Annotated in this window: 1 pseudogene; it reads right to left on the reverse strand. The window is 40.9% G+C overall.

From position 1 onward, the window contains the following. Positions 1–771, reverse strand: a pseudogene (locus ACFIO5_RS10855) (MFS transporter); the annotation flags it as partial. Positions 772–917 lie beyond the last annotated feature (146 nt).

Genomic DNA, 917 nt, shown 5'->3' on the forward strand with positions numbered 1-917 from the left:
AGGAGGCCAAGACTTATCATGCTTGTGATTCCATAGGTTTCTGCACTTAAATGCAGCTCGGTGCGGATACGGACAATCGATAATACGTTGAGAGCAGAGGTGAGGATAATGGTGATGATGAGGAGGTAAGAGCATAGACGACATGTTTTTTACGCAAGAATCCCACTACATCTAATCCCTTTTTGATTTGCTGCGCTGTGTTTGTCGTTTGTGCATGAAGTTTTAAATTTTTAAAATAGTAGATGGTGATAAAGGCTCTGCATAGAGAACCATTATCGAAAACAGGAACAATCCTTTTTGTCCGTTTGATAGACCATACAATACACCGCCTAACAGTGGTCGGCCAATGTAGCCAAGATTACGGACTGTTTGGGTAATACGGTTTCATTGGTGATCATTATTTGCGAAGTCAGGTACAGCAACAAGAATTGCAGACCAAAAGAGTGAACCAGCACAGCCCAGTGTGAAAGAAAGGGTAATATAAAGCCAAAACTGGTTGACGACTACGGCTGTGGTTATGCATATTGCTTGAAATAATAGAATAATAGGCACTGTTCGTGCTGGCTGGAAGTGATGCAAAAAATGTGGGGCAAGGGGTCCTGCACAAATTCCTCCTATAAGCCCTGCAAAAAGCAGCTCTAAAATAGAGGCAGTACTCTTTGCTCAGTGTAAAGCAAATGTCATTTGAGCCGTTTTATCGGCAAAACCACTTAAGCCCAAAACGAGAAAAAGTCCCATATAGGCGAAAATCATGGATTTTTTCTTTGTCACAATGCTCCCCAACATGCTAAAGCTTTTACGGCTTTTAAAATTTCCTCCTGCGCATATCTATAGGATTTATCATTTAATTTTGCTCTGTCTAGTTTTTTCCTGATGAAAGTTGGGAAAGGAATCCCTCTAAATGAGAGCTCTATTCA

The sequence above is a fragment of the Bartonella sp. AA86SXKL genome (genome assembly GCF_042196885.1).